Annotated in this window: 14 protein-coding genes; all 14 read right to left on the reverse strand. The window is 63.4% G+C overall.

The features are described 5' to 3' along the window. Positions 1-9: 9 nt before the first annotated feature. Complete coding sequence (gene rplC / locus ACQ1W9_RS18270) at positions 10-648, reverse strand: 50S ribosomal protein L3 (protein ID WP_431024587.1); 639 nt, start codon at positions 646-648, stop codon at positions 10-12. A gap of 152 nt (positions 649-800) precedes the next feature. Further along, on the reverse strand, positions 801-1,112 hold the full coding sequence (rpsJ, locus tag ACQ1W9_RS18275; RefSeq protein ID WP_134846622.1) for a 30S ribosomal protein S10: 312 nt from the start codon (positions 1,110-1,112) through the stop codon (positions 801-803). 162 nt (positions 1,113-1,274) lie between these two features. Beyond that, a complete protein-coding gene (gene tuf / locus ACQ1W9_RS18280) occupies positions 1,275-2,468 on the reverse strand; it encodes an elongation factor Tu (protein ID WP_346062921.1) in 1,194 nt (397 codons plus the stop codon). A 28-nt stretch (positions 2,469-2,496) separates the two neighbouring features. Next, positions 2,497-4,617 carry an elongation factor G gene (gene fusA, locus ACQ1W9_RS18285; protein ID WP_431024588.1) on the reverse strand — a complete coding sequence of 707 codons (2,121 nt, stop codon included), beginning with the start codon at positions 4,615-4,617 and terminating at the stop codon, positions 2,497-2,499. A gap of 63 nt (positions 4,618-4,680) precedes the next feature. Beyond that, the gene (gene rpsG, locus ACQ1W9_RS18290) at positions 4,681-5,151 is read right to left on the reverse strand and encodes a 30S ribosomal protein S7 (RefSeq protein ID WP_195861405.1); all 471 of its coding nucleotides are present in this window, start codon (positions 5,149-5,151) and stop codon (positions 4,681-4,683) included. Between the two features lie 112 nt (positions 5,152-5,263). Further along, positions 5,264-5,638 carry a 30S ribosomal protein S12 gene (rpsL, locus tag ACQ1W9_RS18295; protein ID WP_146803738.1) on the reverse strand — a complete coding sequence of 125 codons (375 nt, stop codon included), beginning with the start codon at positions 5,636-5,638 and terminating at the stop codon, positions 5,264-5,266. 148 nt (positions 5,639-5,786) lie between these two features. Next, positions 5,787-10,007: a DNA-directed RNA polymerase subunit beta' gene (gene rpoC, locus ACQ1W9_RS18300; RefSeq protein ID WP_431024589.1), complete on the reverse strand. Its 4,221-nt coding sequence runs from the start codon at positions 10,005-10,007 to the stop codon at positions 5,787-5,789. Positions 10,008-10,098: 91 nt separating this feature from the next. Further along, positions 10,099-14,178, reverse strand: coding sequence for a DNA-directed RNA polymerase subunit beta (gene rpoB / locus ACQ1W9_RS18305; RefSeq protein ID WP_431024590.1), 4,080 nt, complete (start codon positions 14,176-14,178; stop codon positions 10,099-10,101). A 236-nt stretch (positions 14,179-14,414) separates the two neighbouring features. Continuing rightward, positions 14,415-14,786 carry a 50S ribosomal protein L7/L12 gene (rplL, locus tag ACQ1W9_RS18310; protein WP_346062917.1) on the reverse strand — a complete coding sequence of 124 codons (372 nt, stop codon included), beginning with the start codon at positions 14,784-14,786 and terminating at the stop codon, positions 14,415-14,417. A gap of 93 nt (positions 14,787-14,879) precedes the next feature. Continuing rightward, a complete protein-coding gene (rplJ, locus tag ACQ1W9_RS18315) occupies positions 14,880-15,383 on the reverse strand; it encodes a 50S ribosomal protein L10 (RefSeq protein ID WP_346062916.1) in 504 nt (167 codons plus the stop codon). Between the two features lie 259 nt (positions 15,384-15,642). After that, the gene (gene rplA / locus ACQ1W9_RS18320; protein ID WP_346062915.1) at positions 15,643-16,335 is read right to left on the reverse strand and encodes a 50S ribosomal protein L1; all 693 of its coding nucleotides are present in this window, start codon (positions 16,333-16,335) and stop codon (positions 15,643-15,645) included. Positions 16,336-16,337: 2 nt separating this feature from the next. Further along, positions 16,338-16,769 (reverse strand): 50S ribosomal protein L11, encoded by a 432-nt coding sequence (gene rplK, locus ACQ1W9_RS18325; RefSeq protein WP_102626767.1) that lies wholly within the window; start codon positions 16,767-16,769, stop codon positions 16,338-16,340. A 95-nt stretch (positions 16,770-16,864) separates the two neighbouring features. After that, positions 16,865-17,398, reverse strand: a complete 534-nt coding sequence (nusG, locus tag ACQ1W9_RS18330; RefSeq protein ID WP_346062914.1) for a transcription termination/antitermination protein NusG — start codon at positions 17,396-17,398, stop codon at positions 16,865-16,867. Between the two features lie 8 nt (positions 17,399-17,406). After that, positions 17,407-17,775, reverse strand: coding sequence for a preprotein translocase subunit SecE (gene secE / locus ACQ1W9_RS18335; protein WP_346062913.1), 369 nt, complete (start codon positions 17,773-17,775; stop codon positions 17,407-17,409). Positions 17,776-17,788: the final 13 nt, after the last annotated feature.

Below are 17,788 nucleotides of genomic sequence, written 5' to 3' on the forward strand. Positions count from 1 at the left end.
TTATCCCCTTCAGCCAGCTTTCACGGCACTGCGCACGATGACGTCACTACCGGCGGCGCCGGGCACGGCGCCCTTGACCAGCAGCAGGTTACGTTCGGCGTCGACACGGACGACTTCCAGGCTCTGCACGGTAGAGCGCACATTGCCCATCTGGCCGGCCATTTTCTTGCCCTTGAAGACGCGACCCGGGGTCTGGCACATGCCGATGGAACCCGGCGCACGGTGGGAAAGAGAGTTGCCGTGGCTGTTGTCCTGGGTGCGGAAGTTCCAGCGCTTGACGGCGCCCTGGAAGCCCTTGCCCTTGGAGGTGCCGGTCACGTCGATCTTTTGACCAGCTTCGAAGAGGGATACGGTGAGTTCGCCGCCCACTTCCGGAGCCTCGTCGCCTTCGGCGAGGCGGAACTCCATCAGGGTACGGCCGGCCTCGACACCCGCCTTGGCGAATTGACCCGCCTGGGCTTTGGTGAGGTGCTTGGCCTTGCGGGAGCCGGTAGTCACCTGAACCGCGGCGTAGCCGTCGGCATCGACGGACTTGACGCAAGTCACGCGGTTAGGCTCAACCTCGATCACGGTTACTGGCACGGAAGCGCCATCTTCGGTAAAGACGCGGGTCATACCGGCCTTCTTACCGAGCAAACCGATAGTCATGTTCAGTCTCCTAATAGTGTACGGGGCTATCACCCGCTATGGCTGCCCTTTCCAGAGCATTCCACTAGCACATTGTGTGACGCCATCCCGGCGTGGCGGCTGCTGCCTAAACGAAATCGATAGGCGCTGGGCCGCGAGTGACTAGTGAGGTCTTAGTCGAGTTTGATCTGCACGTCCACGCCGGCGGCGAGGTCGAGCTTCATCAGTGCGTCGACGGTCTTTTCGGTGGGTTCGACGATGTCGAGCACACGCTTGTGAGTGCGGATCTCGTACTGGTCACGCGCGTCCTTGTTGACGTGCGGTGAGATCAGCACGGTATAGCGCTCACGATTGGTCGGCAGCGGGATCGGACCGCGCACCTGAGCACCAGTACGCTTGGCGGTTTCAACGATCTCCGCCGTGGACTGGTCGATCAGGCGATGGTCGAACGCCTTCAACCGAATGCGAATCTTCTGGTTCTGCATTAGCCCTAAACTCCAATGGAAGTCGACGGCAGTTGCCGCCTACCTACGCATTCAAAGGATGCGCATTATAGGCATGGCCGCCACCAGAGTCAAACACTGGAAGCGGCATGCGCAGAAAGGGGGCTCCTGGAGGAGCCCCCTTCGATCATCGAGCGATCAAGCTTACTCGACGATCTTGGCCACGACGCCGGCGCCGACGGTACGACCGCCTTCGCGGATGGCGAAGCGCAGGCCGTCTTCCATGGCGATCGGAGCGATCAGGGTGACAACCATCTTGACGTTGTCGCCCGGCATGACCATCTCGACGCCTTCCGGCAGTTCACAGGTACCGGTCACGTCGGTGGTACGGAAGTAGAACTGCGGACGATAGCCCTTGAAGAACGGAGTGTGACGACCACCCTCGTCCTTGGACAGCACATACACTTCCGCTTCGAACTTGGTGTGCGGAGTGATGGAGCCCGGCTTGGCCAGAACCTGGCCACGCTCGACGTCGTCACGCTTGGTGCCGCGCAGCAGGGCGCCGACGTTCTCACCGGCACGACCTTCGTCGAGCAGCTTGCGGAACATCTCGACACCGGTGACGGTGGTCTTGGTGGTGTCCTTGATACCGACGATCTCGATCTCTTCACCGGCCTTGACGATGCCGCGCTCGATACGACCGGTCACCACGGTGCCGCGGCCGGAGATGGAGAAGACGTCCTCGATCGGCATCAGGAACGGCTGGTCGATGGCACGCTCCGGCTCCGGGATGTAGTCGTCCAGGGCCTTGATCAGGTTGGCAACGGCGGTGGTACCCATGCCGTTGTCGTCCTTGCCTTCCAGGGCCATCAGCGCGGAGCCGATGATGATCGGGGTGTCGTCGCCCGGGAAGTCGTACTCGTTGAGGAGTTCACGAACTTCCATCTCGACCAGCTCGAGCAGCTCTTCGTCGTCGACCATGTCGGCCTTGTTCAGGAACACGACGATGTACGGCACGCCGACCTGACGAGACAGCAGGATGTGCTCGCGAGTCTGCGGCATGGGGCCGTCGGCGGCGGAACAGACCAGGATAGCGCCGTCCATCTGGGCGGCACCGGTGATCATGTTCTTGACGTAGTCGGCGTGCCCCGGGCAGTCGACGTGAGCGTAGTGACGCTGCTCGGACTGGTACTCAACGTGAGCGGTAGAGATGGTGATACCGCGCTCACGCTCTTCCGGAGCGTTGTCGATGGAATCGAAGGCACGGGCGTCGCCACCGAACACCTCGGCGGACACGCGGGTCAGGGCCGCGGTCAGGGTGGTCTTGCCGTGGTCAACGTGACCGATGGTGCCGACGTTTACGTGCGGTTTGGAACGTTCGAACTTTTCCTTAGCCACTGCTATAACCTCTTTCGTTAGCTAACGGTTAACTTTTCTGGTTGATGACGGCTTCTACGACGCTGGAGGGCGCCTCGTCGTACTTCGCAAACTCCATGGAGTAGCTTGCACGGCCCTGGGTTTGAGAACGCAGGTCGGTCGCATAACCGAACATCTCGCCCAGCGGCACCATTGCGCGGATGACCTTACCGGAGGAAGAGTCATCCATGCCCTGCACCAGACCGCGACGACGGTTCAGGTCGCCCATGACGTCACCCATGAATTCCTCGGGGGTCACGACTTCGACCTTCATCATCGGCTCTAGCAGCACGGCCTTGGCCTTCTTGGCCCCTTCCTTGATCGCCATGGAGGAGGCGACCTTGAACGCGGTCTCGTTGGAGTCCACGTCATGGTAGGAACCATCGAACAGCGTGACCTTGACGTCAATCATCGGGTAGCCCGCGATGACACCGTTCTGCAGCTGCTCATAGGCCCCTTTCTCGACGGCAGGTACGTATTCCTTGGGTACCACACCACCGACGATCTCGGAGGCGAACTTGAAGTGCATCTCTTCGTCGTCGCCCTTGTCCGCCTCGGTGAGCGGCTCGATGCGCAGCCAGACATGACCGAACTGACCACGACCACCGGACTGGCGTACGAACTTGCCTTCCTGCTCGACGCTGGCACGGATGGTTTCACGGTAGGCCACCTGAGGCTTACCGATGTTGGCTTCCACCTTGAACTCGCGACGCATGCGATCAACGAGGATGTCCAGGTGCAGCTCGCCCATGCCGGAGATGATGGTCTGACCGGTCTCTTCGTCGGTCTTGACGCGGAAGGAGGGATCTTCCTGGGCCAGCTTGCCCAGGGCCACACCCATCTTCTCCTGGTCGGCCTTGGACTTCGGCTCCACGGCCACGGAGATCACCGGCTCCGGAAACTCCATGCGCTCGAGGACGATCTTGTCGTTCAGGTCGCACAGGGTGTCGCCGGTGGTGACGTCCTTGAGGCCGATACAGGCGGCGATGTCGCCGGCGTAGACCTGCTTGATCTCCTCACGCGAGTTGGAATGCATCTGCACGATACGGCCGACGCGCTCCTTCTTGCTCTTCACGGAGTTGAACACGCTGTCGCCGGAGTTCAGGACCCCGGAGTAGACGCGGATAAAGGTCAGGGTGCCGACGAAGGGGTCGGTGGCGATCTTGAAGGCCAGGGCCGAGAAGGGGGCACTGTCGTCCGCCTCGCGGGTGGCGATGGTGCCGTCCTTGTCGTCCAGCTCGCCCTCGATGGCCTTGACCTCGGTGGGCGACGGCATGTACTCGATGACCGCATCCAGCACCGCCTGCACGCCCTTGTTCTTGAAGGCGGAACCGCAGGTAACCAGGACGATCTCGTTGGCCAGGGTGCGCGCACGCAGGCCGGCCTTGATCTCCTCGATGGTCAGCTCACCACCTTCGAGGTACTTGTCCATCAGCTCTTCGGAGGCTTCGGCGGCCGCCTCGACCATGTGCTCGCGATACTCCTCGGCCTTGGCCTGGAGCTCGGCGGGAATGTCGACGAGGTCATAGGTCATGCCCATGTCGTCTTCATTCCACAGGATGGCCTTCATCTGCAGCAGGTCGATGACGCCCTTGAATTCGTCTTCGGCGCCCCAGTTGATCTGGATCGGCACGGCGGTGGCGCCCAGGCGATCCTTGAGCTGATCGACGACCATGAAGAAGTCGGCACCGGCGCGGTCCATCTTGTTGACGAACACCATGCGCGGCACTTCGTACTTGTTAGCCTGACGCCAGACGGTCTCGGTCTGCGGCTGCACGCCGGAGGAGCCGCACAGCACCACGACGGCACCGTCGAGCACGCGCAGAGAACGCTCCACCTCGATGGTGAAGTCGACGTGCCCCGGGGTGTCGATGATGTTGATGCGGTGCTCATCGAACTGCTTGTTCATGCCCTGCCAGAAACAGGTGGTGGCGGCGGAGGTGATGGTGATACCCCGCTCCTGCTCCTGCTCCATCCAGTCCATGGTGGCGGCGCCATCATGGACCTCGCCGACCTTGTGGGAGAGGCCGGTGTAGAACAGCACCCGCTCGGTGGTGGTGGTCTTGCCGGCGTCGACGTGGGCACAGATCCCGATGTTGCGATAGCGATTGAGTGGTGTCTTGCGTGCCACGGTGAAATTCCCCGTTGGTTGGAGGCACCCGCCGGGCGGGCGCCTCGTGTGTGGAAGCGCGCCTTAGAAACGGTAGTGGGAGAAGGCCTTGTTGGCTTCTGCCATGCGGTGCACGTCTTCACGCTTCTTCACCGCGGAACCCTTACCTTCGGCGGCATCCAGCATCTCACCAGCCAGACGCTGAACCATGGTCTTCTCGCCACGGTTACGGGCCGCATCCACCAGCCAACGCATGGCCAGGGCCTGACGACGGGAAGGACGAACCTCCACCGGCACCTGATAGGTCGCGCCACCGACGCGGCGCGACTTGACTTCGACCATCGGCTGGATGGTTTCCAGCGCCTTGTCGAAGATCTCCAGCGGCTCTTCTTTACTACGCTCGGCAACCGTGTCCAACGCACCGTAGACGATGCGCTCAGCTGTGGACTTCTTGCCGCTGACCATCAGGTGGTTCATGAACTTCGCCAGGCGCTCGCTTCCGAACTTCGGATCCGGCAGGATTTCGCGCTTAGCGGCAACTCTTCTTCTAGGCATGATAAGCCCTCGTTAAGGGGTCCTTCAGGTAAACCCGAGACTGGCACCGGCGGTGACGCTCGACCTTACTCTTATCAGACCAATGCGATTTGGTTGATGACGGCGTCCGGCCTTAGGCCTTGGGACGCTTGGCGCCGTACTTGGAACGGCCCTGCTTACGGTTCTGCACGCCGGAGGTGTCGAGGGCGCCGCGCACGGTGTGATAACGCACACCCGGCAAATCCTTGACACGGCCGCCACGAATCAGGACCACGGAGTGTTCCTGAAGGTTGTGGCCTTCACCGCCGATGTAGGAAGTGACCTCGTAGCCGTTGGTCAGGCGCACACGGCAGACCTTACGCAGGGCCGAGTTCGGCTTCTTCGGGGTGGTGGTGTAGACGCGGGTGCAGACGCCGCGCTTCTGCGGGCAGGCCTGCAACGCCGGCACGTCGCTCTTGGCGACAGGGCGCTTGCGCGGCTTGCGCACGAGCTGATTGATCGTTGCCATAGTCTGTAGCTGACTCCAATGGTTGCCTTGCCTTTCAATAGTGGCACGGGCGCACCCACCCCACTGTTAAAGGCTGCGAATTCTACTGTTTCCCGGCGAGGCCCGTCAAGACCACCGCCCCCGACAGGGAGGCGGTGGCCTCGAGACCTCAGATCTCGTCGTCGTCGGCGTCGAGGGCGGTGAGCTGGGCGCCCAACTCCTGCTCGACGTCGAAGGCCGACGGGTGGAGCATGCGATCGGCGTCTTCACGCCGACGCTTACGCTCCGCATGGTGGGTAAGGCCGGTACCGGCCGGGATCAGTCGACCCACCACCACGTTCTCTTTCAGGCCGCGCAGGTAATCGCGCTTGCCGGTGACTGCCGCTTCGGTCAGCACCCGGGTGGTCTCCTGGAAGGAGGCCGCGGAGATGAACGACTCGGTGGCCAGGCTGGCCTTGGTGATACCCAGCAGCAGACGCTCGTACTTGGCCGGGAACTTGTCGTCCTTGGCCAGGCGGGCGTTCTCCTCCAGCACCCGCACCAGTTCCACCTGGTCGCCGGTGATAAAGCTGGAGTCGCCGGCATCGGTGATCTCCACCTTGCGCAGCATCTGACGCACGATGACTTCGATGTGCTTGTCGTTGATGCCCACGCCCTGCAGGCGGTAAACCTCCTGGACCTCGGCGGTGATGTACTTGGCCAGCTCCGCCACGCCCAGCAGACGCAGGATGTCGTGGGGGTTGCTGGGACCGTCGGAGATCACCTCGCCCTTCTCCACGGTCTCGCCTTCGAAGACCGCGATCTGACGCCACTTGGGAATCAGCATCTCGAAGGGGTCGCCACCGCCCTCGGGGGTGATGGTCAGGCGACGCTTGCCCTTGGTCTCCTTGCCGAAGGTCATCACGCCACTGATCTCGGCGAGAATCGACGGCTCCTTCGGCTTGCGCGCCTCGAAGAGGTCGGCGACCCGCGGCAGACCCCCGGTGATGTCCTTGTTACCGGACGCCTCCACCGGAATCCGTGCCACCACTTCGCCGACGCCGATGGTGGCACCGTTCTCGGTGTTGACGATGGCGTTGCCGGGCAGCAGGTACTGCACCGGGGTGTTGGAGCCGGCCAGGCAGACGTGCTCGCCGCCGGCGCCGGTGAGCATGATCATCGGGCGCTTGTCGCGGCCGGCCTGGGGGCGCGCCGCGGACTCGATCACCTCGATGGAGGAGAGGCCGGTCATCTCGTCCACCGTGCGGTGGATGGTGATGCCCTCTTCCATGTCGATGTACTGGGCCTGACCCTCGGCCTCGGCGACGATGGGGTGGGTGTGCGGATCCCACTTGGCCACGGTCTGGCCGGCGTCGACGGCGTCGCCATCCTTGACGGAGAGCTCGGCACCATAGGGCAGCTTGTAGTACTCGCGCTCGCGGCCGTGCTCGTCGGCCACCGCCAGGGCGCTGGAGCGGGAGACCACCACCAGCTTGCCGTCGCCGCGCTCCACCGACTTGATGTTGTGCAGGCGCACCTTGCCGCCATGCTTGACCTGGACGCTGTCCACCGCGGAGGCCCGGGAGGCCGCGCCGCCGATGTGGAAGGTCCGCATGGTCAGCTGGGTGCCCGGCTCACCGATCGACTGGGCGGCGATAACGCCCACCGCTTCGCCGATATTGACCTGATGGCCACGCGCCAGGTCGCGGCCGTAACAGGCCGAGCAGACGCCGTGGGAGGTCTCGCAGGTGATCGAGCCGCGCACCACGATCTCGTCGACGCCCATGGTGTCGAGCTGCTCGCACCATTTCTCGTCGAGCAGGGTGCCGCGGGGAATCAGCACCTCGTCGCTGGCCGGATCGACCACGTCCTGGGCGACCACCCGGCCCAGTACCCGCTGCGCCAGGGAGACGATGATATCGCCGCCTTCGATGATCGGGTGCAGGGTCAGGCCTTCCTCGGTGCCACAGTCGGACTCGGTGATCACCAGGTCCTGGGCCACGTCGACCAGACGGCGGGTCAGGTAACCGGAGTTGGCGGTCTTGAGGGCCGTATCCGCCAGACCCTTACGGGCGCCGTGGGTGGAGATGAAGTACTGGAGTACGTTCAGGCCCTCACGGAAGTTGGCGACGATCGGCGTCTCGATGATCGAGCCGTCCGGCTTGGCCATCAGGCCACGCATCCCCGCCAGCTGACGGATCTGGGCGGCGCTACCCCGGGCCCCGGAGTCGGCCATGATAAAGACGCTGTTGAAGGAGTCCTGCTCGACCTCGTTGCCCTCGCGGTCGATCACGGTCTCCTTGGAGATGCCCGCCATCATCGCCTTGGCCACCTTGTCGTTGGCCTTGGACCAGATGTCGATCACCTTGTTGTACTTCTCGCCGGCGGTGACGAGGCCCGAGGAGAACTGGTCCTCGATCTCTTTCACTTCTTCCTCGGCGGCATCCACGATGGCCTTCTTGGCCTCGGGGATAACGAAGTCGTTGACGCCGATGGAGGCGCCGGACCAGGTGGCCATGCGGAAGCCGGTGTACATCAGCTGGTCGGCGAAGATCACCGCGTCCTTGAGGCCGGCGCGGCGGTAGACCTCGTTGAGCAGCTTGGAGATCGCCTTCTTCTTCATCGGCTGGTCGACCAGCTCGAAGGGCACGCCCTTGGGCAGGATACGGAACAGCAGCGCCCGGCCCACGGTGGTGTCGAAGATCGACTGCTTCTTGACCAGCTCGCCGCCCTCTTCCTCGGGCAGGTGCTCGGTCAGGCGCACCTTGACCTTGGCGTGCAGGGCGACCTTCTCGGCACCGAAGGCACGCTCGACCTCGGCCAGGTTGGCGAAGGCCATGCCCTCGCCCTTGGCGTTGATCTTCTCGCGGGTCATGTAATAGAGACCCAGCACCACGTCCTGGGACGGCACGATGATCGGCTCGCCGTTGGCCGGCGACAGCACGTTGTTGGTGGCCATCATCAGCGCCCGCGCCTCGAGCTGGGCTTCCAGGGTCAGCGGCACGTGGACCGCCATCTGGTCACCGTCGAAGTCGGCGTTGTAGGCGGCACACACCAGCGGGTGCAGCTGGATCGCCTTGCCCTCGATCAGCAGCGGCTCGAAGGCCTGGATGCCGAGACGGTGCAGGGTCGGGGCGCGGTTGAGCAGCACCGGGTGCTCGCGGATGACATCGGCGAGGATATCCCACACCTCGGGCAACTCGCGCTCGACCATCTTCTTGGCGGCCTTGATGGTCGAGGCGTAGCCCTGGGACTGCAGCTTGGAGTAGATGAACGGCTTGAACAGCTCCAGGGCCATCTTCTTGGGCAGGCCGCACTGGTGCAGGCGCAGGGTCGGGCCGACGGTGATCACCGAACGGCCGGAGTAGTCGACGCGCTTGCCCAGCAGGTTCTGACGGAAGCGACCCTGCTTGCCCTTGATCATATCGGCCAGGGACTTCAGCGGGCGCTTGTTGGACCCGGTGATGGCGCGGCCGCGACGACCGTTGTCGAGCAGCGCATCCACCGACTCCTGCAGCATGCGCTTCTCGTTGCGCACGATGATGTCCGGCGCATTGAGGTCGAGCAGCCGCTTGAGGCGGTTGTTACGGTTGATCACCCGACGGTAGAGGTCGTTGAGATCGGAGGTGGCGAAGCGGCCACCGTCCAGGGGCACCAGCGGACGCAGGTCCGGCGGCAGCACCGGCAGCACTTCCATGACCATCCAAGCCGGGGCATTGCCCGACTTGTAGAAGGCTTCCAGCAGCTTGAGGCGCTTGGAGAGCTTCTTGATCTTGGTCTCGGAATTGGTCTGCGGGATCTCCTCGCGCAGGCGATTGATCTCTTCTTCCAGATCGATATCGGCCAGCAGCGCCTGGACCGCCTCGGCACCCATGCGGGCGTCGAAGTCGTCACCGAACTCCTCGAGGGCCTCGAAGTACTGCTCGTCGTTGAGCAGTTGGCCGCGCTCGAGGGTGGTCATGCCCGGGTCGATGACCACGAAGCTCTCAAAGTAGAGCACCCGCTCGATATCGCGCAGGGTCATGTCCAGGAACATGCCGATACGCGACGGCAAGGACTTGAGGAACCAGATATGCGCGACCGGGCTGGCCAGCTCGATATGGCCCATGCGCTCGCGGCGCACGGCGGCCTTGGTGACCTCGACGCCGCACTTCTCGCAGATGATGCCGCGGTGCTTCATGCGCTTGTACTTGCCGCACAGGCACTCGTAGTCCTTCACCGGGCCGAAGATCTTGGCGCAGAACAGGCCATCCCGTTCCGGCTTGAAGGTACGGTAGTTGATGGTCTCCGGCTTCTTGACCTCGCCGTAGGACCAGGAGCGGATCATGTCCGGGGACGCGAGCGTGATCTTGATCGCGTCGAACTCGTCGGACTGTGACTGCGATTTGAGGACTTTCACCAAATCTTTCATGGGTCGGCTCCGTTGCGGAGTTGTCATGGGCGGGGGCCGAAGCCCCCGCGGACCGTCATTCTGTGAAGCGCTTGACTAGCGGCGAGGCCGCCTAGCTCTCCAGCTCGATATCGATACCCAGGGAGCGGATCTCCTTCACCAGCACGTTGAAGGATTCCGGCATGCCCGCCTGCATGGCGTGGTCGCCGTCCACGATGTTCTTGTACATCTTGGTACGACCTTCCACGTCGTCGGACTTGACCGTGAGCATCTCCTGGAGGGTGTAGGCGGCGCCATAGGCTTCCAGGGCCCAGACCTCCATCTCACCGAAGCGCTGACCACCGAACTGCGCCTTGCCGCCCAGCGGCTGCTGGGTGACCAGGGAGTAGGAGCCGGTGGAACGGGCGTGCATCTTGTCGTCCACCAGGTGGTTAAGCTTCAGCATATACATGTAACCGACGGTCACCGGACGGTCGAAGGCGTCGCCGGTACGGCCATCGAAGAGGGTCATCTGACCGGAGTCCGGCAGATCGGCCAGCTTCAGCAGATGCTTGATCTCACGCTCCTCGGCGCCGTCGAACACCGGCGAGGCCATGGGCACGCCACGACGCAGGTTCTGGGCCAGGGTGATCACCTCTTCGTCGCTGAGCTCGGCGATGTCCTCCTCACGGGTTCCCGGGGTGGAGTTGTAGACCTTGCCCAGGAAGTCGCGAATCTCGGCCAGCTGCTGATCGCGGGCATCGCGCAGCAGGGCGTCGATCTTCATGCCCAGGCCATGGGCGGCCATGCCCAGGTGGGTCTCGAGGATCTGACCGACGTTCATCCGCGACGGTACGCCCAGCGGGTTGAGGACGATATCCACCGGCTCGCCATTGGCGTCGAAGGGCATGTCCTCGATCGGCATGATCGCCGAGATCACGCCCTTGTTACCGTGACGACCGGCCATCTTGTCGCCCGGCTGGATACGACGCTTCACCGCCAGGTAGACCTTGACGATCTTCAGCACGCCCGGCGCCAGATCGTCGCCCTGGGTCAGCTTGCGCTTCTTGTCCTCGAAACGCTCGTCCATCTCCTTGCGACGGTTCTCCAGCTGCTCGTCGGCCTGGGCCAGCAGCTCGTTGAGGGCCTCGTCCTGCAGGCGCAGCTTGAACCACTGCTGACGCGGCAGCTCCTCGAGGTAGGCCTCGGTGAGCACGTCGTCCTTCTTCAGTTTGGGCCCACCATTGACGGCTTGGCCAGTCAGGGTGCGCTTGAGGCGTTCGAAGGTGGCATCCTCGGCGATGCGGTAGGTCTCCTGGAGATCCTTGCGCACCTCGTCGAGCTGCATCTGCTCGATGGACAGGGCCCGGGAGTCCTTCTCCACGCCGTCGCGGGTAAACACCTGGACGTCGATGACGGTGCCCTTCATGCCGGTGGGGGCACGCAGGGAGGTGTCCTTCACGTCGGAGGCCTTCTCGCCGAAGATCGCGCGCAGCAGCTTCTCTTCCGGGGTCAGCTGGGTCTCGCCCTTGGGGGTGACCTTACCGACCAGGATATCGCCCGGCCCCACCTCGGCGCCGATATAGACCACGCCCGCCTCGTCCAGCTTGGCCAGCGCCGACTCGCCCACATTGGGGATATCGGAGGTGATCTCCTCGGCCCCCAGCTTGGTGTCGCGGGAGACGCAGGTCAGTTCCTGGATATGGATGGTGGTGAAGCGATCTTCCTGCACCACCCGCTCCGAGACCAGGATGGAGTCCTCGAAGTTGTAGCCGTTCCAGGGCATGAAGGCGATGCGCATGTTCTGGCCCAGGGCCAGGTCGCCCATGTCCACGGAGGGACCATCGGCGAGGATATCGCCGCGCGCCACCTGGTCACCGGGGCGCACGATGGGGCGCTGGTTCATGCAGGTGTTCTGGTTGGAACGCACGTACTTGGTGAGGTTGTAGATATCGACGCCAGCCTCGCCGCCGATGATCTCGTCCTCGTTGATGCGTACCACGATGCGCTTGGCATCGACGGAATCGATCACCCCGCCGCGCCGCGCCACGGCGCAGACGCCGGAGTCGCGGGCCACGAAGCGCTCCATGCCGGTGCCCACCAGGGGCTTGTCGGCACGCAGGGTCGGCACCGCCTGACGCTGCATGTTGGCCCCCATCAGGGCGCGGTTGGCGTCATCGTGCTCGAGGAAGGGGATCAGCGCCGCGGCCACGGAGACCACCTGACGCGGCGAGACGTCCATCAGGGTCACCTGCTCGGGACGCATGAAGGTGGTCTCGCCCTTGTGACGCACCTGCACCAGGTCGTCGATCAGCCGGTTGGCCTCATCCACGGTGGCCGAGGCCTGGGCGATAACGAAGTCGCCCTCCTCGATGGCGGAGAGATGCACCACGTCGTCGGTCACCTGGCCGTCCACCACCTTGCGGTACGGGGTCTCGAGGAAACCGTAGCTATTGGTGTGGCTGTAGGTGGCCAGGGAGTTGATCAGGCCGATGTTCGGCCCTTCCGGGGTCTCGATCGGGCACAGGCGGCCGTAGTGGGTGGCGTGAACGTCACGCACCTCGAAGCCGGCCCGCTCGCGGGTCAGGCCGCCCGGGCCGAGCGCAGAGACGCGGCGCTTGTGGGTGACCTCGGAGAGCGGGTTGTTCTGGTCCATGAACTGGGAGAGCTGGCTGGAACCGAAGAACTCCTTGACCGCCGCGGCGACGGGCTTGGCGTTGATCAGGTCCTGGGGCATCAGGCCCTCGCTCTCGGCCATGGAGAGACGCTCCTTGACCGCGCGCTCGACCCGCACCAGGCCCACGCGGAACTGGTTCTCGGCCATCTCGCCCACGCAACGGATACGGCGGTTGCCCAGGTGGTCGATATCGTCGACCTCGCCGAAGCCGTTACGGATATTGATCAGCTCTTTCAGCACGTCGAGGATATCGTCACGGCCCAGCACGCCGGAGCCGGTGTCGCTGTCGCGACGCAGGCGGCGGTTGAACTTCATGCGGCCGACGCCGGAGAGATCGTAACGATCCTCGGTGAAGAAGAGGTTGTGGAACAGGGTCTCGGCGGCCTCTTTGGTGGGCGGCTCGCCGGGACGCATCATGCGATAGATCTCCACCAGGGCCTCGAGCTGGGTCCGGGTGGTGTCCAGCTTGAGGGTGTCGGAGACGAAGGGCCCGCAGTCGAGATCGTTGGTGTAGAGGGTCTCGAGGCGGGTGACACCGGCCTGGCCCAGCTTCTCGAGCAGGTCGGGGGTGATCTCGGCGTTGCACTCGCAGATCAGCTCGCCGGTATTGGGGTCGATCTGATCCTTGGCCAGGGTCTTGCCGAAGAGGTACTCCATGGGCACCTCGAGGCGCTCCAGGCCGGCCTTCTCCATCTGGCGGATATGCTTCTGGGTGATGCGACGCCCTTCCTCGACGATCAGGCTGCCATCGGCATCCTTGATATCGAAGGTGGCGGTCTCGCCGCGCAGGCGCGACGGCACCAGCTCCACGGAGAAGCCGGACTTCTCGATATGGAAGGTGCTGGTGTCGAAGAAGGTATCGAGGATCTCCTCGGCACTCATGCCCAGTGCGCGCAGCAGCACCGAGGCCGGCAGCTTGCGGCGGCGGTCGATACGCACATAGACGTTGTCCTTGGGATCGAACTCGAAGTCGAGCCAGGAGCCACGGTAGGGAATCACCCGCGCCGAGTAGAGCAGCTTGCCGGAGGAGTGGCTCTTGCCCTTGTCATGGTCGAAGAAGACACCCGGGGAGCGGTGCAGCTGGGAGACGATGACCCGCTCGGTACCATTGACCACGAAGGTACCGTTCTCGGTCATCAGGGGGATCTCCCCCATGTAGACTTCCTGCTCCTTGATGTCCTTGATGGCCTTGTTCGACGACTCCTTGTCGTAGATGATCAGGCGAACCTTGACCCGCAGCGGCGCCGAGTAGGTGACACCGCGCAGCTGGCACTCCTTGACGTCGAAGGCCGGCGTACCGAAACGGTAGCTGACGTACTCGAGGGCGGCGTTGCCGGAGAAGCTCTCGATCGGGAAGACGGACTTGAAGGCGGCATGCAGGCCGACTTCCATCCGCTCTTCGGGCGAACGGTCCTGCTGGAGGAAGTCGTAGTAGGAATCAAGCTGGATGGCCAGCAGGTAGGGCACATCCATCACTTGGGGCAGTTTGCCGAAATCCTTGCGGATGCGTTTTTTCTCAGTGTATGAGTAAGCCATCTGTATTCCCCAGCTTGTTCACCATGGGTGACCGATGCGAATCGGCGCCACCCGACGGTAGCGGCTCCGTCAGGCGTTGACGGCAAGCCCCCGGAGGAGGGCTCGCCGTCGGAATTCGGCTAGCGGCGGCGGCAGAGCGGCGGCCGGCTAGTGACAACAGAAAAAGGCCGGCAGCGGGTGACCCGCCACCAGCCGTGGAAGCTTACGCAGCGCGTGAAGCCATGGAAATCAAGGACTTACTTGAGTTCCACGGAAGCGCCGGCTTCTTCCAGCTTCGCCTTGGCCGCTTCGGCGTCGTCCTTGGACAGGGCTTCCTTGATGGTCGCCGGTGCGCCGTCGACGGCACCCTTGGCTTCCTTCAGGCCCAGGCCAGTGATCTCGCGAACGACCTTGATCACGTTGACTTTCTTCTCGCCGGCAGAGGTCAGCACCAGGTCGAACTCGGTCTGCTCTTCGGCGGCGGCGGCTTCGCCACCGGCCGGGCCGGCAACGACGGCGGCAGCGGCGGAAACGCCGAACTTCTCTTCCATCGCTTCGATCAGATCGACGACTTCCATCACGGACATGTCGGCGACGGCGTTGATGATGTCTTCTTTGGTCAGTGCCATTGTCAAATTCCTAGACTTTGCGGGAATCCCGTACCAAAAGGTCCGAGGACTCGAGGGTTCAGTATAAGTCGCGTATCGGCCGAAAGGGACGCCTTAGGCGGCCGCTTCCTGCTTCTGGTCACGCAGTGCAGCCAGGGTGCGGACCAGTTTGCCGGCGGAAGCTTCCTTCATCACCGACATCAGCTTGGCGATCGCTTCATCGTACGTCGGCAGGGTCGCCAGACGGTCGATATCGGCAGCCGGGATCAGCTCGCCTTCGTAGGCCAGCGCCTTGACTTCGAAGCTCTTCTCCGCTTTGGCGAACTCCTTGAACAGACGGGCGGCGGCGCCCGGGTGCTCGGTGGAGAAAGCCAGCAGGGTCGGGCCCACGAAGCTGTCGTTCAGGCACTCCCAGGGAGTACCGTTCAGGGCGCGACGTGCCAGGGTGTTGCGCACAACACGGATCTGCACGCCATTCTCGCGGGCCTGCTTGCGCAGGTCGGTCATCTTGCTGACCGCGACGCCACGAGAATCGGCAACGACGACGGAGAGAGCATCCTTGGCGGCTTCACTGACCTCGGCAACGATTGCCTTCTTGCCTTCGAGAGCTAGTGCCACTGTGTTCACTCCTTCGTGCCGGGAATCTGCGATGCGGGCATCGCATCCCGGGGGTTACCATCTCCCCCGCGCCTGTTGGCGCGGAGGTCTTGGGCGATGGTGCACACCAGCGGACTGGCGGCCACACCATCTGCGCAGGCATCCCGGAGGGAAGATTAAGCCGCCTACCGGAGTGGACGGCGCCTGCGGTCTTTGACGGTGCCCCGCCCGGCGTCTTGAATCCGCGCACGGGGACCGCAAAGTTCTTGCCTGTCGGCGATCACACCAGCGCGGAGTGATCGACGGTGATGCCCGGGCCCATGGTGGTGGACAGGGTCATCTTCTTGAAATACACACCCTTGGAAGTGCTCGGCTTGAGCCGCTTCAGGTCGGCGACCAGCGCTTCCAGGTTGCCCTGGATGGCGGTGGCGTCGAAATCGACCTTGCCCAGGGTGGTGTGGATGATACCGTTCTTGTCGGTACGGAAACGCACCTGACCGGCCTTGGCGTTCTTGACGGCGGTGGCCACGTCCGGGGTCACGGTGCCGACCTTGGGGTTCGGCATCAGGCCACGCGGACCGAGGATCTGGCCCAGCTGACCGACGACGCGCATGGCGTCCGGCGAGGCGATGACCACGTCGAAGTCGAGCTGGCCCTTCTTGACCTGCTCGGCCAGCTCGTCCATGCCGACGATATCGGCACCGGCTTCCTTGGCGGCATCGGCGTTGGCACCCTGGGTGAAGACGGCGACACGCACGTCTTTACCGGTACCATTGGGCATGACGGTGGCGCCACGCACGACCTGGTCGGATTTGCGCGGATCGACGCCCAGATTGATGGCGACGTCCAGGGACTCCTTGAACTTGACGGTGGACAGCTCGGCGAGCAGGGCCACGGCCTCTTCCAGGGAGTAGACCTTGGTGGAGTCGACCTTTTCGTTGATCAGCTGGGCGCGCTTGGACAGTTTAGCCATGATCAGAGACCCTCCACGTTCAGGCCCATGCTGCGGGCGCTACCGGCAATGGTACGCACAGCGGCGTCGAGATCGGCGGCCGTCAGATCCGGCTCCTTGGTCTTGGCGATCTCTTCCAGCTGTTCGCGGGTCACGGTACCGACCTTCTTCTTGTTCGGCTCACCGGAACCGGACTTGATGCCAGCGGCTTTCTTCAGCAGCACGGCAGCAGGCGGGGTCTTGGTGACGAAGGTGAAGCTACGGTCGGAGTAGACGGTGATCACCACGGGAGTGGGCAGACCCGGCTCGATGTCCTGGGTCGCGGCGTTGAACGCCTTACAGAACTCCATGATGTTCACACCGTGCTGACCCAGGGCCGGGCCGACGGGGGGGCTGGGGTTGGCCTTACCAGCTGCGACCTGCAGCTTGATGTAAGCCTGTACTTTCTTGGCCATGATGGACTCCAGTTGGGTAGTAGCGCCTTGCGGCTCCCCGATTGATGAGCCGCCGGGCGGCTCGTGATACGACTAAATACGACTGAGGCCGAGCGTTACTCTTTCTCGACCTGGGAAAACTCGAGTTCGACAGGGGTCGCGCGACCGAAGATCAGCACGCTGACCTGGAGGCGACTCTTGTCGTAATTGACCTCTTCGACCACGCCATTGAAGTCGGCGAAGGGGCCATCGACAACGCGCACGGACTGACCCGGCTCGAACATGGTCTTGGGGCGCGGCTTGTCGGTACCGTCCTGGACGCGGCGCAGGATGGCATCCGCCTCTTTCTGGGTGATCGGCGCCGGCTTCTCCTTGGTGCCGCCGATAAAGCCCATGACCCGCGGCGTCTCGTTGACCAGGTGCCATGTCGCGTCATTCATTTCCATCTCGACCAGCACATAGCCAGGATAGAACTTGCGCTCGCTCTTGCGGCGCTTGCCGTCACGCATCTCGACGACTTCTTCGGTAGGCACGAGGATCTCGCCGAAGCCCTCCTCCATGCCATACAGCTTCACACGCTCCTTGAGCGAGCGCATGACGTGCTTCTCGAAGCCGGAATAGGCGTGGACGACATACCAACGCTTGGACATGGAAACTCCTAACCGATGACGCCGGACATTGCCCAGCCAAGAAGGGTATCGATCAGCCACAGCATCAGGCCCACCACCAGCACGGCCACCAGCACGATGGCGGTGGTCTGTACGGTCTCGGGACGGGTCGGCCAGACGACGCGCTGAATCTCTTTCTTCGCATTCTTGGCCAGCTCGGCGAGGTCGCGACCCTTGGTGGTCGTCAGGGCGATCGCCGCAGCGGCAGCGCCCAGCACCACCACACCCAGGGCGCGATAGAGCAGCGCCTGATCGGCAAAATAGGAATTACCAACGACGGCAACGACCAGTAGCGCGACGACAGCCGCCCACTTGAGCCCGTCGTGGCGCGATTCCTGCACCTCGGCGTTATGTTTCATGAAAACGTGACTC

The organism is Halomonas sp. H5, assembly GCF_050613175.1.
In the GTDB taxonomy this organism is placed as follows: Bacteria; Pseudomonadota; Gammaproteobacteria; order Pseudomonadales; family Halomonadaceae; genus Bisbaumannia; species Bisbaumannia salifodinae.

Excerpts from the sequence above, each read along its gene's own strand:
- rplC (WP_431024587.1), bottom strand. The coding sequence starts at position 648 with ATGACTATCGGTTTGCTCGGTAAGAAGGCCGGTATGACCCGCGTCTTT.
- rpsJ (WP_134846622.1), bottom strand. The coding sequence starts at position 1,112 with ATGCAGAACCAGAAGATTCGCATTCGGTTGAAGGCGTTCGACCATCGC.
- rpsG (WP_195861405.1), bottom strand. The coding sequence starts at position 5,151 with ATGCCTAGAAGAAGAGTTGCCGCTAAGCGCGAAATCCTGCCGGATCCG.
- rpsL (WP_146803738.1), bottom strand. The coding sequence starts at position 5,638 with ATGGCAACGATCAATCAGCTCGTGCGCAAGCCGCGCAAGCGCCCTGTC.
- rpoC (WP_431024589.1), bottom strand. The coding sequence starts at position 10,007 with ATGAAAGATTTGGTGAAAGTCCTCAAATCGCAGTCACAGTCCGACGAG.
- rpoB (WP_431024590.1), bottom strand. The coding sequence starts at position 14,178 with ATGGCTTACTCATACACTGAGAAAAAACGCATCCGCAAGGATTTCGGC.
- rplL (WP_346062917.1), bottom strand. The coding sequence starts at position 14,786 with ATGGCACTGACCAAAGAAGACATCATCAACGCCGTCGCCGACATGTCC.
- rplA (WP_346062915.1), bottom strand. The coding sequence starts at position 16,335 with ATGGCTAAACTGTCCAAGCGCGCCCAGCTGATCAACGAAAAGGTCGAC.
- rplK (WP_102626767.1), bottom strand. The coding sequence starts at position 16,769 with ATGGCCAAGAAAGTACAGGCTTACATCAAGCTGCAGGTCGCAGCTGGT.
- nusG (WP_346062914.1), bottom strand. The coding sequence starts at position 17,398 with ATGTCCAAGCGTTGGTATGTCGTCCACGCCTATTCCGGCTTCGAGAAG.
- secE (WP_346062913.1), bottom strand. The coding sequence starts at position 17,775 with ATGAAACATAACGCCGAGGTGCAGGAATCGCGCCACGACGGGCTCAAG.